Origin of the sequence: Natrarchaeobius versutus (genome assembly GCF_041205745.1) — an archaeon.
Taxonomy (GTDB): Archaea; Halobacteriota; Halobacteria; order Halobacteriales; family Natrialbaceae; genus Natrarchaeobius; species Natrarchaeobius versutus.
The window spans coordinates 1,098,161-1,110,794 of the sequence record NZ_JBGFCC010000001.1 but is presented as its reverse complement, the minus strand read 5'-3'; the positions used below and the strand labels follow the sequence as shown (position 1 = coordinate 1,110,794).

Here is a 12,634-nt window from a genome sequence, read left to right as displayed (position 1 = left end):
CTGCTCTCGAGTATCCGGGCTGTTCGAGTCCTGCTCTCGAGTATCCGGGCTGTTCGAGTCCTGCTCTCGAGTATCCGGGCTGTTCGAGTCCTGCTCTCGAGTATCCGAACTGCTCGAGTTGTGGTCTCGGGTAGATCAAACCGGAAACCGGTATCGCGTCGCCAGAACGGCTCAACCGGTCAGAACGGGAAGCGGAGGAAGTTCCAGTACCAGAGCAACCAGCAAAAGCCCGCCGCGCTGGCGACCACGACGGCGTAGTGAATCCTCGAGAGTCGGCCCCAGTACCCATCGCGCCAGACGAGGGCGGCGTACCCCGCGGCCGCGACCGTTCCGACCGCGCCGATGATCGGCAACACCGAGAGCAGGTCGTAGACGAACGGCGGCCTGCTGAACAGCGTGTACGGGTAGACGAAAAACGCCAGCACGACGACACCGAGGACGTACCCGAACAGGCAGGCGACGACGCCCGCGACGAGCCACCGCGGACGGGCCGTCGGGGAGGGTGTTAGCCTCGAGCGCCAGTCGGCCGCCGATCCGTCCACCGTCTCGTCTCCGTTCGTAGCGTCGACGCTCGCACCGCGGGTTTCTCCCGCTCGCGTGCGCTCGATCGAGCCACCGGGATCGCTTCCCGACGTGGTCTCGGCCGAGCGACCGGAGTCACTTCTCGACGTGGTCTCGGCCGAACCACTGGAGTCGCTTTCGGACGAGATTTCACTCGAGTCTCGGCGTTCGTCCTCGCGACTCGAGTCGATGTCGTCGCGATCGACGTCCACACGATCGGCGTTGGCGGCGTTTTCGTGCCCGTCGGTGGGAGGGTCGACGAATCGTCGTTTCGCCCAGGAGAGCGGCCAGACCGCGATGCCGGAGAGCATCCCGAGGGTCGTCGCCGCCGCGAGACCACCGTGCGTAGAGAGCGACTCGAGGCGGGAGACCCGCTCGAACGCGTGAAAGCCCAGACAGAGGTATCGGATCTCGCCGGTTACCTCGCGGAACGCGAGCGTGTCGTCGTCGTCGACGGCCTCGAAGACGAGGGGCTCGCGTTCGACCCAGCGGTCCGGGCCGCCGCCGAAGTCGGTGACGAGATATCCCTCCTCGTCGACGGAGACGTCGACCGACCCGGCCTGGGCCGTCGTCGAGAGCCGAGCGTGGGAGGTCTCCGCAACCCGAACGCCGCGGTAGGTGCCCTCGAGTTCGTCGGCGCGGTCGGGTTGGCCGTCGGGCTCGAGCGAGTTGCCGTCCGCCCCGGGTTCGTTGCCGTCTGTCTCGCCATCACCGCCGTCTTCCGGTCCGTTCGCCGTCCCTGGGAGGTACTCGTCGAAGAACGCCTCGAGGAACTCGCCGGTCGCGAGTGCGCCGGTATTCGTGTTCGTCGCGACGAACACTCCGAGATCGTAGCCGGGGACCAGAAGGAAGAAGCTGGTGAACGAGCCGGGGATCGCGCCGTCGTGTTCGAGCGTTCGGACGCCGTTTCGCTCGCCCTCGATCAGCCCGAAGCCGACGCCGTCGATCGCCTCGTGGTGGGAGAACCACCGCTCGTGCATCGCGTCGACCGACTCGGACTCGAGGATTCGCCCGTCGGCATCCGTCCCGTCCGCCTCGTCGGTCGTCCCGTTCCCGATATCGTCCGCGTCGCCGCCGACCGCGCCGCCCTCGAGGTGTGCGCGGAGGAACTGTGCCATATCGGCGGCCGTCGACGTCGCCCCGCCGGCGGGGCCGATTTCGAGGAGGAGGTCGGGAACGGGTTGGGTCGTCCCTGCGAACGCCGTGTACCCGGTCGCCACGGTCGCGTCGAACGCGTCGGGGACGGGCTGGTCGAACGTCGTCGACGCCATTCCGAGGGGGGCGAAGACGTTCTCGGCCGCGTACGTCTCGAAGCTGGTGTCGGCGACGTCGGCGACGACCTGGCCCGCGAGCGCGGTTCCGTAGTTCGAGTAGGCGGCGACCTCACCCGGCGGCCGGACCCGCGCCGGTTGTTCTTCGTCCAGTACGTCCGGCAACGGCCGCAGGTCCTCGGGGTCGACGACCCAGGTGCCGCGGGCTCGCTCCTCGAAGCCGGCCGTGTGGGTCGCGAGGTGGGCGACCGTGATCAGCTCGTCGTACGTCTCAGGGATCGAGACCGACTCGAGGTAGTTCCGGGCGTCCTCGTCGGGATCGATTTCCCCGTCCTCGATCAGTTGCATCAGGGCAGTCCAGACGATCGGCTTCGAGACCGACGCGATCCGAAAGCCGGTCTCTGCGGGGTCGACGGGAGTTCCGTCCTCGGTGTCGGCCCGCCCGTACCCCGCCAGGTGCTCGACGGCGCCGTCGTGGACGACGGCGACCGACGCGCCGACGACGTCGTGAGCCTCGAGCAGGTCGTCCATTCGCTCGTCGACGAACGACTCGAGGCCCTCGAGGTCGAATTCCTGAGGTGGCTGTATACCGATTCGGCCGGCGGAGGACGTTTCGGCCGCCACAGATTCCGGAGCGGTGTCGGAGGGCGTCCGTTCCGCGTTCGGCGACTTCGTCGGGGCGGCGGCCGCGTCGCGGGGGAGCCGGCCGGCGAGTGCCGTCGTTCCGAGGAGGGCCGATCCCGCGAGTACACGTCTGCGCGATGGTCCATTCGACATCGATCGTACCTCTGGCTTCTCGAGGGAGGCGCATATGTATTGGGAGCAATAGTTTACTCCTGACGAGTGCGATCGACGGCCACTCGCCGTCGAAACAGGTGAGTCACCGATGTCGAAACAGGACGAAACGCACGAACAAAACGCGTCGAATCGCCCCGTAGACCCGTTCAAATCTCTCGGTAACGAGACGCGCCTCGAGATCCTTCGGGTGCTGTACGACCGAACGCGAGGATCGAATGCGCGGGACGCGACGGTCTCGTACTCGACGCTTCGCGAGGCGGTCGGCGTCCGAGATAAGGGAAACTTCAACTACCACCTGCGCCAGCTCGACGGTCAGTTTCTCGAGCGTGGGACGACCGCCACCGGAACCCGAACGGGAGACGAGAGCGCGGACGAAGACGGTTACCGGCTGACGTTCGCCGGCTTCGAGATCGCGAAGGTGATCGACATGGATGCCTGGCGATCCCACGATCCCCGTGGCCCGGTCGTCCTCGAGGACTGCGATGACGACGATAGGGCCGGGAGCCGGCGTACAGAGCCCCTGAAAGCGGTCTACGAGGATAGTGTCGTCGAACTTCGGCGTAGCGAGACGACGCTGTACGCCCATGCGGTCCGCCCGACCGGCGCGGCCGACCGGGGGATGAGGATGGACGCTCTGCTCGACGTGACGTCGACTCTGTGGCGGGGGACGATCGAGCGCATCCTCGAGGGGATTTGCCCGTACTGCCACGCGAGAGTCGACCGCTCGCTCGAGCCGGACGGGAGCGGCTACTGGCGACACTCGTTCACCGCGAGCTGTCCGGAGTGTGGACCGCTCGGTGGCTCACACGTCGGGGTCGTCCTTCTCGTCCACCCCGCGGCGATCTCGTTTTGCTGGGAGCGCGGGATCGACCTCACCGAGCGGCGCTTCTGGACGCTTCCGTTTATCGACGACGACGCGGTGACCGTCGTGAGCGAGGAGCCCCGTCGGCTCCGTCTCGACGTCGAACTCGAGGGCGATCGGCTCGAGGCGGTCGTAGACGACGCCGTCACGGTCGTCGAGGTGGATCGATACGACGCCGACCGCTGAGCTGGGGACGTGTCGGTCGCCAGCGATCAGATCTCGTCGACCAACTGTGAGAACGAGTCGGTGTCGACGACTTCCATCGTCTGTCCGGAGAGGCCGTGTCGGCGCAGAGTCAGGGCGGACTTAAACGCCGCTTCGCGGTCGTCCGCCTCGAAGACGATGAGGAAGTCGTGTTCGCCGAGGATCGCGTAGGAGTCCACGAGCGTGGCGTTGTGCTGGTCGAACTCCGTTCTGATCTCACCCCAGATCGACGCGAGCTCCTGGGCGTTCTGGACGGTCCGGTCCTCGAGTTCGATCAGTGATGCGTACGTTGGCATGGGTGAGAGCCACGACGAACGAACGGAAAACAGTTGTCGTGGCAAGAGAATGGTACGTACGGCCGGCGCGGCCGGATGGCGCTGGACGGCCGTCGAAAAGACGTATTCGATACCGATTGACATCCTCCACACGGCTGAAGCCGTGGGATTCCCACGTTGGGATATTACGGTCTACGACGTGACCTGTTCTCGAGGCGCGAATGCGCCAGTTTCCTTGTCAAACAAGTACGTCGATGGCTGTGCCAACCAGCCGTTACTCCTATCTCCCTCATCACAGGCGAGACTCGGAGTTACTTTCTGACGAATATTCTCAGCACCGTTCACATCAGCATTCGCCACCGTACCGCAGTCATCGCACACGTACAACCCACGTTCGACACGGTTTGCGTCACGTTTCCGCCCACAATACGAACACGATTTCGACGTGTCACGTTCGGACACTTCCTCAACCGTGATACCCTCCATTTCCGCCTTGTATTCAAGGAGGTCTGTGAAGCGATCGAACGCCCACGAATGCAAGTCGAGATTGCCGTGTTTGCCCCAGTTCTTTGACTCACCGTTCTCTTCATCTTCACGAATTCCGGAGAGGTCGCCCACCACGATTGTTCCAACAGCTTCGTCCACACATCGTTCAACGATGTGTTTCGAGAGTGTGTGGAGGTAGTGGGTTCTGCGATCCGACCTCTTCCGGTTCAACCGTGTGGCTTTTTCAGAGGTCGAGTCGTCACACTTCGCAATCAGCTTGCTGAAGTAGTAGTCGTCTTGTTTCAGGCAGTTCAACGGGTACAACTCGGCGTGACCGTTTTCGTAGGCGAGTGCGGCGAAATTATTGACTCCGAGGTCGACGCCCACTGTCTTCTCACCGGGGGCTTCGGACACTTCAATTTCGACTTTGCAGACGAAGTGCAACTCCCACTTATCACCGTTCCAGACCGCTCGAACCTGCTGGACGCTTTCAACACCGGAGAGATCGACGTTGGGTCGTGTCTGGTACTCGCAGAGAATGTAGTCGGCGGCGTACAGCGACGGCTTCATGTTCCGGCCTTTGCTGAGGCGGACACGGTTATACTCCGTGTCAATCCGGAAGCCTTGATTCTTGAACGTGACTGTACTTCGCGGGTGTTCGTTACCGTGTTTGCGGTACTTCGGCGGATTCGCTCGTGTATCTCCGTTCTGTCGTTTCCTGTACCACGACGTGAACGCCTCAGCCAGTTCTTGTAAAACTCGCTGTGCTCAAAAATCAAAGATTTTTGGCATCACGAAAATCAAAGATTTTCGAACGAACTTGACTGCGAATGCAGATCACCATAGCGTTCGTGGGACTTGAGATACGAAGTGAGTTCACTGTGACTCGGAATATGACTGATTTCTGACCATACACGGTCACAGACCCACCGTCCGACGTCGTGAGACTACGTCTCACGGGCTATCAGACGTAGTCTGATAACGTTCCAGAGTTTACTGGCGGCGAACCCGGCGGCGTCAAGGTCGTCCCGCACCTGTGACTGATTCCGAATAGCGGCAGTGTAAGTGCGGGTGACGACCGTTTTCGCCATACGTAAGCAATGTTTTTCTGTTGACTTATAATTATGTGTGTATGCAGTGTGGAATATCTTGCCTGCTATGAACCGTGGACTGATTCAGCAGTGACGGCTTCATCCGCACGGCTAAAGCCGTGGGATTTCGCCTGTACTCCCTGTAAGTCACACATCTTTTTGCCCGTGCTCGCGCTACCCCGAGCCATGAGAAACGCGAAGATCGTCTGTACCCTGGGTCCGGCGTCGAACGACCGCCGGACGATCCGGGAACTCGCTGACGCCGGTATGTCCGTTGCACGCCTCAACGCGAGCCACGGGGGCCCCGAAGATCGAGCCGAACTCGTCGACCGGGTGAGAGCCGTCGACGAAAACCGGGAGGAACCCGTCGCGGTCATGCTCGATATGCAGGGTCCCGAGATCCGGACGGCGCCGCTTCCCGAGGGCGAGACGGTCACGCTCGAGACCGGATCGGAGATCCGATTCGTCGAGGGTGAGGCGAGTACGCCCGAAACCGTCGGCCTCTCGTTGCCGATCGATCCGGTTGGCGAGGGCGACAGCGTCCTCCTCGACGACGGATTGATCGAGACGACCGTGATCGAACAGGACGGAGACACCGTCAAAGCTCACGTCGACACCGGCGGCGAACTCGGCGGCCGGAAGGGAGTCAACGTTCCGGGTGTCGATCTCGACCTCGATATTGTCACCGAGAAAGACCGCGACGATCTCGAGTTGGCCGCCGAGAAGGAAGTCGACTTCGTCGCCGCGAGTTTCGTCCGCGACGCCGAGGACGTCTACGAAGTCAGCGAGGTGTTAGAGGAACTCGGCGCGGAGATCCCCATCATCTCGAAGATCGAACGCGCGGGCGCCGTCGAGAACTTAGACGAGATCATCGAGGCCTCCTACGGGATCATGGTCGCTCGTGGCGACTTGGGCGTCGAGTGTCCGATGGAAGACGTCCCGATGATCCAAAAGCGGATCATCCGAAAATCCCGAAACGAGGGACTGCCGGTCATCACGGCGACGGAGATGCTCGACTCGATGGTCCACGCCCGTCGCCCGACGCGCGCGGAGGCTTCGGACGTCGCCAACGCCGTCCTCGACGGCACTGACGCGGTCATGCTCTCGGGCGAGACCGCGATCGGCGACCACCCCGTCGCCGTCGTCGATGCGATGGACAGCATCGTCACCGAAGTCGAGAACTCCGCGGAGTACGCCGAGTTACTCGAGCAACGAGTTCCCTCGGCCGGCGAGGCGCGGACGGACGCGCTGGCCCGATCGGCGCGATTTCTCGCGCGAGACATCGGCGCCGACGCCGTCGTCGCCGCGACCGAGTCCGGCTACACGGCGTTGAAGACGGCGAAGTACCGACCCGGCGTCCCGGTCGTCGCCTCGACGCAACGCCACGAGATCCGCCGTCGCCTCGCGCTCTCGTGGGGCGTGACGCCGCTTTACGCCCGCGTCTCCGACCAGGGAGCCGACGCCGTCGTCGAGAAGGCCGTCCAGTCGGCGCTCGAAGCGGGCATCGCAGAGAGCGGCGACACCGTCGTCGTCCTCTGTGGCATGATGACTGAACTCGAGGGGGCAAACACGACGAACATGCTGAAGGTTCACGTCGCCGCGGAGGCGCTGACGACCGGCCGGGTCGTCGTCGAGGGTCGGTCGACTGGACCGCTCGAGCACGTCGGCGACGGCGACCTAGCGGACGTTCCCGACGGCGCGATCCTCGCACTTCCGGCGGACTTCGACGACGAGTTCGCCGGCGACGTCACGAAGATCGGCGGCATCGTCAACGCCCAGCGCGGGATGACCGGCTACCCGGCGCTCGTGGCTCGAGAGATGGGCATTCCGATGATAAGCGGCGCCGACGTCGCGGAGACCGACTCGGGGACGACCGTGACGCTCGATGCCGAACGCGGCGTCGTCTACGGCGGCGACACCGGCGACCGGGTATGATACGGGTTACTGTCGATTATTCTTGGTGAGACCGCGACCTGGGTGGCGCTCACCGGTACGTCGGGACAGTAATCCGTACGACGTCGACGCGGGACCGCGGACTTTTGTCGATCCGTCCAGTAGAACTCGGTATGGCAGACGACTCGTCCGGCGTCGACGACGAGACGGGCTCTCGAGCGCCCAGTTCTGGGTCGGACGGTTTCGGTTCCTTCGGGGAAGCCGGATCCGGAACCGACGCCGACCCCGGATGGGGGCGCGACTCGAGTGAGCGAGAGGGCTCGACGACCGGCGACGTCGAATCCGGCCCGGAGCGTGAACGGATACCGATCGACCTCTCGGGAGAGCCCGAACCGGACGACGAGCAAGACGAGGAGGAGGAGGTGTACGCGCCCGAACCCAGTTCGACCCCGATCGAGTCCGGCGATCCCAGCATCGAGAACGTGCTGTTCGTTCTCCTCGGCGTGATGGCGATGATCCTCGTGATCTTCCACGTGATCTCGCTTCTGTTCTAGTATCCTCTCGCCCGTCGATCACCGTTTCCAGATCGACAGCGGACGGTCCGTTCGGTCGACACAGCTATACGCACGCCGTGTGATATGTCGTGGCGTAGGCATGAATTCGGTCCAGCCGGTTCTCGATCGATACGCCGAGGACGTCCCCGTCCAGGAACTCGTCACCCCGTTTCTCGAGTTCGATCGGTGGACCGGCGACGATCCCCGCTTGCTCGTCGCCGAAGCCGCGGCCGCGACGACCGGACAGCGGTTCGCCGACGGCATCAAGCCGACCGTCTCCCGGTTTCGCGAGGCGTTCGTCGCGACCGGTCGCGTCGACGGCTTCGCCGATCTCGCCGCGCTCTCGCTCGAGGACGACGACCTCGTCGCGGCCTTCGGCGCGCGCCGGAAACGTCACGTGTTACTCGAGGCCGCCGCCGTCCTCGCGAACCGACCGAAGGACGACGATCTGGCCGCCCTGCGAGGGTGGGCCGCGGAGGCCGACCAGTACCGACACGAGGCGGATCCGATCGGCTCGATCTCCGGCGTCGGCCCCTCGAGTTTCCAGTATCTCCGACAACTGGCCGGCGTCGACGCGGTGACGCCCGATCCAACGGTTACGGCGCTCGTCGAGGCCGTCGACGCCGAACTCGAGCACTCGCCGCTCGAGACGACGACCGATCGGCTGACGATCGCCTCCTGTGAGTGGCTGTCGTTCGTCTCGACGTACCGGCCCCTCGAGATCGATCGGATCGCCTGGTGGCGGTTCACTGACGAGGCGGATCGACGAACGGAACTCGAGGCAAACGGGCTCTCGACGGGTTAACCGTCGTCAGATTTCGGTCAACTCCTGGTGCTCCTCGAGACCGTTCTCCGCTTCGGCTTTCGTCCTCTCGAGCGGATCGACGACCGCCGATGGGAGCTCCATCCGATCGGCCAGCGCGAGTAGCGTCTCGAGTTTCGTGATCTCGAATCGTTCGATTGCGCGGCCGAGTTCCGCCTCGATCAGATCGCCCAGGATCGGATCCCGTAGGTCCGCGATCACCTCCTCGCGTTCACCGCGGAGCCCGTCGAGTACCGTGTTCTCGATCGTCCCCGGCTCGACTTCGGCTTCGATCGCGTCGAAGATCGGCTCGAGTCGCGGCCTTCACAGAATAATCGAGGCGGATGCCACGGGGGTCGACCCCGAGGCAGTTGACGCGTCCCGCCGAAGTCAAACGGATTATAGTCGTCCCGTTCGGAGGTGGGAGCGATGGCAATGGACGTCTTCGGTCTGGTGGGTAATCCGGTCGGCCACTCGCTGTCGCCGCCGATGCACGAGGCGGCGTACGACGAACTCGACCTCGAGGCGCGGTACGTCACCTTCGAACCCGATCCCGACGACCTGGGGGCGGCGATCGAGGGCGCCGAGGCGCTCGGCATCACCGGATTGAACGTGACGATTCCGTTCAAACGGGACGTCCTCGAGTTCGTCGATCCGGACGAGTTGGCCGCCCGAATCGGCGCGGTGAACACGATCGACTTCTCGGCACCGGGCGAACCGACGGGCCATAACACGGACGCGATCGGGACGCTTCGCGCGTTACGGAATCACGACGTCGTACTCGAGGACGCCCGCGCGGTCGTCGTGGGGGCGGGCGGTGCCGGCCGCGCGATCTCCTTTGGACTCGCCGACGCGGGTGCGACGGTTTCGATCGCTAACCGGACGGTCTCGACCGCCCACGATCTCGCAGGGGAGATTCCCGACGCGACGGGACAGGGGCTCGACGATCTCGAGGCGTTGCTCGCAGACGCCGACGTGCTGGTCAACGCCACGAGCGTCGGCATGAAAGCGGACGCGACGCCCGTCCCGGCGGATGCGCTTCACGCCGATCTCGCGGTGATGGACGCGGTCTACCGCCCGCTCGAGACGCGGCTGTTGTCCGACGCCGCGGCCGCGGGCGCGACGACGGTCGACGGCGCGTGGATGTTACTCTACCAGGGGGTCGAGGCGATCGAGCTGTGGACCGGGGCGGACGTGCCGGTCGAGGCGATGAACGAGGCGTTACGGTCGCGACTGTAGGGCCCGGACCAGTCCTCGCCGACGCTCGTCGTCCATCTCGATTGGGTCGACGTCACAACGGAGGTGACCGCGAGGGAACACACGCGGGTTCGCGGCTCACTGCGGATCGACGGTCGACAATGTTTCACATCGGACGATTTTAAGTGCAGCAAACGAGTATCTCTACCCAATGGGATTCCTCCAAACGCTGAAGTCACTGTTGGGGCTCGACGACTCGGGGTCGGAGTCGCGGGAGACTCGAGACGTCGGAGTAACGGTCGAACGCGAGCGCTCGAGCGAGGGCGAAGCGGGGGATGGGACGACAGCGGCGTCGCCGGACGACGAGCCGGCCGCCGCGGGCTCGACGGCGGCCGGCTCGACGGATTCGGTGATGGAACCGCCGGACGAACCGGACGAAGCTGCCGAGCCGGCGGAAGCGACCGGACCGGCGGAGACGGACGCGACACCGACCGAAGAGAAGACGCTGGACGAGCCGCCGGCCGAGGACGTTTCCGAACTCTCCCCAGAGGAAACGGACGACGAGTCCTCTCTCGAGGGAACGGACGACGAAATTTCGCCCGAGGAAACGGACGACGAACCGAGCGAGCCGGTCGACTCGATCAAGGGCATCGGTCCGGCGTACGCCGATCGTCTGGCCGACGCCGGCGTCGAGACGGTCGCGAATCTCGCCGATGCCGATGCCGGTGAACTGGCCGAGCAGACCGATATCTCCGAAAAACGACTTCAGGGCTGGATCGACCGGGCCGAAGTCCGGTAGGCTCGTTCGCGGACTCGAGTTCGTTCACTCGGTCGCGGGTCAGGATGATTGGGCGATGCCGACGGATGCGGTCAGACCGCGAGGTCGGCTTTCGCCCGGATCACGGCGACGTCCTCGGCGTCGACGCGGTCGACCTCGAGGAAGTGGGGAATGTAGTTTCGGCGTTCGTAATCCTCGTATTCGTCTTCCTCGCCGACGGTACACCACAGTTGGATCTCCTCGGGACCGTTCCACTCGCCGTTTCGATTGATCCCGAAACAGACCACCTCCTCGCCCTCGTACTCGATGATCGCGCCCGAACGAATGCCGGGGTCCCCGTGGATGATGAGCTGTTTCATACGCGAAGGTTCGAAAGAGGGCGGATTAAACGCTTCGACCGCGACGTGGCGGCGACTGATACGGATTACTGTACCGATGTACCGGCACAACCGCGACCCGGGCGGCAGTTGTGCCGGAACTGACTTCCAGTAAATCGTATGACAACGTGGCCCATCCGTGCCGTCGTCGGACGACGACGAACCAAACGGGTTTTAAACGGCGCTATCTTAGCCCACCGCAAGTGAGATAACCATGCAGATGCCACGCCGATTCAATACGTACTGTCCGCATTGCCACGAACACCACGAACACGAAGTCGAGAAGGCCCGAACCGGCCGCTCCTCGGGTATGAAGTGGGACGCTCGCCGAACGAAGCGTAACTCCGCGTCGATCGGTAACTCGGGTCGCTTCTCGAAGGTCCCGGCCGGCGAGAAGCCGACCAAGAAGACCGACCTCAAGTACCGCTGCAGCGAGTGTGGCAGAGCCCACCTCCGCGAAGGGTGGCGAACCGGCCGACTCGAGTTCCAGGAGTGATTTCAATGGCAGGAAACTTCTACAGCGTCCGATGCGGTGACTGCGAGAACGAACAGACCGTCTTCGGCAAGGCCTCCACCGAGGTCGCCTGTGCCGTCTGCGGAACGACGCTTGCCCGCCCGACGGGAGGCAAAGCCGAGATCGAACACGAGATCCTCGAAACAGTCGAGTCACGATGAAATACAGCGGCTGGCCAGATCCCGGCGAACTCGTCGTCGGCAAGATCGACGAGATCGAAGACTTCGGCGTCTTCGTCGATCTCGAGGAGTACGAGGACAAACGTGGCTTGATCCACATCTCGGAGGTCGCAAGCGGCTGGATCAAGAACGTCCGCGATCACGTCCGCGAGGGCCAGATCGTCGTCTGTAAGGTGTTAGACGTCGACGAAGGCCACGAGCAGATCGATCTCTCGCTCAAAGACGTCAACGACCACCAGCGCTCGGAGAAGATCCAGCAGTGGAAAAACGAGCAGAAGGCCGACAACTGGATGGATCTGGCGGTCGCCGAGGGAATCGACGACGAGACGTACACCGCGATCGCGAACGAACTGATCGGTGCCCACGGAGGCCTCTACGAGGGCTTCAAACAGGCGGCGATCCACGGCGAGGAAGCGCTTTCGAGCACCGACCTCGAGGCCGACGAGATCACCTCGATCGTCGAAACCGCCCGGGAGAACGTCTCGGTGCCGTACGTCAACGTCACCGGTTACGTCGACCTGGAGAACCCCTCGCCGACCGGCGTCGACGGCATCCGCGACGCGCTCGAGGCCGCCGAGGGTAACGGCGGCATTCCGGACGAGGTCGAACTCGAGGTCAGCTACGTCGGCGCACCCGAGTACCGGATCAAGGTCAAAGCGCCGAACTACAAGACCGCCGAGGCCCAACTCGAGGAGAGCGCCCAGCGGGCGGTCACTGCCATCGAAGGTCACGACGGCGACGGCGAGTTCCACCGCGAGCGACGAACCGACGACGAGTAACGTCCGACCGATA

Annotated in this window: 13 protein-coding genes and 1 pseudogene; 9 read left to right on the top strand and 5 right to left on the bottom strand. The window is 63.9% G+C overall.

Annotation, left to right across the window (positions count from 1 at the left end; all coding sequences use genetic code 11):
- Positions 1–179 precede the first annotated feature (179 nt).
- Positions 180–2,609, bottom strand: coding sequence for a serine hydrolase domain-containing protein (locus tag AB7C87_RS05360; RefSeq protein WP_369728360.1), 2,430 nt, complete (start codon positions 2,607–2,609; stop codon positions 180–182).
- A gap of 109 nt (positions 2,610–2,718) precedes the next feature.
- On the opposite strand from AB7C87_RS05360, the gene AB7C87_RS05355 reads away from it, so the two are divergent.
- Positions 2,719–3,678 carry a DUF7351 domain-containing protein gene (locus tag AB7C87_RS05355; protein ID WP_369728359.1) on the top strand — a complete coding sequence of 320 codons (960 nt, stop codon included), beginning with the start codon at positions 2,719–2,721 and terminating at the stop codon, positions 3,676–3,678.
- Positions 3,679–3,704: 26 nt separating this feature from the next.
- On the opposite strand, the gene AB7C87_RS05350 is transcribed toward AB7C87_RS05355, so the two are convergent.
- Complete coding sequence (locus AB7C87_RS05350) at positions 3,705–3,992, bottom strand: GYD domain-containing protein (protein WP_369728358.1); 288 nt, start codon at positions 3,990–3,992, stop codon at positions 3,705–3,707.
- A 171-nt stretch (positions 3,993–4,163) separates the two neighbouring features.
- A pseudogene (locus tag AB7C87_RS05345) lies at positions 4,164–5,548 on the bottom strand (RNA-guided endonuclease InsQ/TnpB family protein).
- Positions 5,549–5,734: 186 nt separating this feature from the next.
- On the opposite strand from AB7C87_RS05345, the gene pyk reads away from it, so the two are divergent.
- From pyk to AB7C87_RS05330, 3 genes are all read left to right on the top strand, one after another.
- Positions 5,735–7,483, top strand: coding sequence for a pyruvate kinase (gene pyk / locus AB7C87_RS05340; protein ID WP_369728357.1), 1,749 nt, complete (start codon positions 5,735–5,737; stop codon positions 7,481–7,483).
- Between the two features lie 131 nt (positions 7,484–7,614).
- Positions 7,615–7,995 (top strand): DUF7312 domain-containing protein, encoded by a 381-nt coding sequence (locus AB7C87_RS05335; protein WP_369728356.1) that lies wholly within the window; start codon positions 7,615–7,617, stop codon positions 7,993–7,995.
- A gap of 100 nt (positions 7,996–8,095) precedes the next feature.
- Positions 8,096–8,800, top strand: a complete 705-nt coding sequence (locus AB7C87_RS05330) for a hypothetical protein (protein ID WP_369728355.1) — start codon at positions 8,096–8,098, stop codon at positions 8,798–8,800.
- A gap of 6 nt (positions 8,801–8,806) precedes the next feature.
- Here AB7C87_RS05330 and AB7C87_RS05325 read toward each other — a convergent pair whose 3' ends face one another.
- Positions 8,807–9,103 carry a DUF892 family protein gene (locus AB7C87_RS05325; protein WP_369728387.1) on the bottom strand — a complete coding sequence of 99 codons (297 nt, stop codon included), beginning with the start codon at positions 9,101–9,103 and terminating at the stop codon, positions 8,807–8,809.
- 129 nt (positions 9,104–9,232) lie between these two features.
- On the opposite strand from AB7C87_RS05325, the gene AB7C87_RS05320 reads away from it, so the two are divergent.
- On the top strand, positions 9,233–10,036 hold the full coding sequence (locus AB7C87_RS05320; RefSeq protein WP_369728386.1) for a shikimate dehydrogenase: 804 nt from the start codon (positions 9,233–9,235) through the stop codon (positions 10,034–10,036).
- A gap of 169 nt (positions 10,037–10,205) precedes the next feature.
- Positions 10,206–10,793 carry a helix-hairpin-helix domain-containing protein gene (locus tag AB7C87_RS05315; RefSeq protein ID WP_369728354.1) on the top strand — a complete coding sequence of 196 codons (588 nt, stop codon included), beginning with the start codon at positions 10,206–10,208 and terminating at the stop codon, positions 10,791–10,793.
- Between the two features lie 71 nt (positions 10,794–10,864).
- On the opposite strand, the gene AB7C87_RS05310 is transcribed toward AB7C87_RS05315, so the two are convergent.
- On the bottom strand, positions 10,865–11,131 hold the full coding sequence (locus AB7C87_RS05310) for an HAH_0734 family protein (RefSeq protein WP_369728353.1): 267 nt from the start codon (positions 11,129–11,131) through the stop codon (positions 10,865–10,867).
- 232 nt (positions 11,132–11,363) lie between these two features.
- On the opposite strand from AB7C87_RS05310, the gene AB7C87_RS05305 reads away from it, so the two are divergent.
- Genes AB7C87_RS05305 through AB7C87_RS05295 form a run of 3 tightly spaced genes read left to right on the top strand, consistent with a single transcriptional unit; the run spans position 11,364 to position 12,621 of the window.
- Positions 11,364–11,645: a 50S ribosomal protein L44e gene (locus AB7C87_RS05305; protein ID WP_149080602.1), complete on the top strand. Its 282-nt coding sequence runs from the start codon at positions 11,364–11,366 to the stop codon at positions 11,643–11,645.
- A 5-nt stretch (positions 11,646–11,650) separates the two neighbouring features.
- Complete coding sequence (locus AB7C87_RS05300; RefSeq protein WP_124193832.1) at positions 11,651–11,824, top strand: 30S ribosomal protein S27e; 174 nt, start codon at positions 11,651–11,653, stop codon at positions 11,822–11,824.
- Positions 11,821–12,621, top strand: coding sequence for a translation initiation factor IF-2 subunit alpha (locus AB7C87_RS05295; protein ID WP_369728352.1), 801 nt, complete (start codon positions 11,821–11,823; stop codon positions 12,619–12,621). Before AB7C87_RS05300 ends, AB7C87_RS05295 begins: the two co-directional genes overlap by 4 nt.
- The last annotated feature ends 13 nt before the right edge of the window (positions 12,622–12,634 follow it).

What these genes read in the sequence shown, in the direction of transcription:
- AB7C87_RS05360 (WP_369728360.1), bottom strand. Translation starts at nt 2,609, where the DNA reads ATGTCGAATGGACCATCGCGCAGACGTGTACTCGCGGGATCGGCCCTC.
- AB7C87_RS05355 (WP_369728359.1), top strand. Translation starts at nt 2,719, where the DNA reads ATGTCGAAACAGGACGAAACGCACGAACAAAACGCGTCGAATCGCCCC.
- AB7C87_RS05350 (WP_369728358.1), bottom strand. Translation starts at nt 3,992, where the DNA reads ATGCCAACGTACGCATCACTGATCGAACTCGAGGACCGGACCGTCCAG.
- pyk (WP_369728357.1), top strand. Translation starts at nt 5,735, where the DNA reads ATGAGAAACGCGAAGATCGTCTGTACCCTGGGTCCGGCGTCGAACGAC.
- AB7C87_RS05335 (WP_369728356.1), top strand. Translation starts at nt 7,615, where the DNA reads ATGGCAGACGACTCGTCCGGCGTCGACGACGAGACGGGCTCTCGAGCG.
- AB7C87_RS05330 (WP_369728355.1), top strand. Translation starts at nt 8,096, where the DNA reads ATGAATTCGGTCCAGCCGGTTCTCGATCGATACGCCGAGGACGTCCCC.
- AB7C87_RS05320 (WP_369728386.1), top strand. Translation starts at nt 9,233, where the DNA reads ATGGACGTCTTCGGTCTGGTGGGTAATCCGGTCGGCCACTCGCTGTCG.
- AB7C87_RS05315 (WP_369728354.1), top strand. Translation starts at nt 10,206, where the DNA reads ATGGGATTCCTCCAAACGCTGAAGTCACTGTTGGGGCTCGACGACTCG.
- AB7C87_RS05310 (WP_369728353.1), bottom strand. Translation starts at nt 11,131, where the DNA reads ATGAAACAGCTCATCATCCACGGGGACCCCGGCATTCGTTCGGGCGCG.
- AB7C87_RS05305 (WP_149080602.1), top strand. Translation starts at nt 11,364, where the DNA reads ATGCAGATGCCACGCCGATTCAATACGTACTGTCCGCATTGCCACGAA.
- AB7C87_RS05300 (WP_124193832.1), top strand. Translation starts at nt 11,651, where the DNA reads ATGGCAGGAAACTTCTACAGCGTCCGATGCGGTGACTGCGAGAACGAA.
- AB7C87_RS05295 (WP_369728352.1), top strand. Translation starts at nt 11,821, where the DNA reads ATGAAATACAGCGGCTGGCCAGATCCCGGCGAACTCGTCGTCGGCAAG.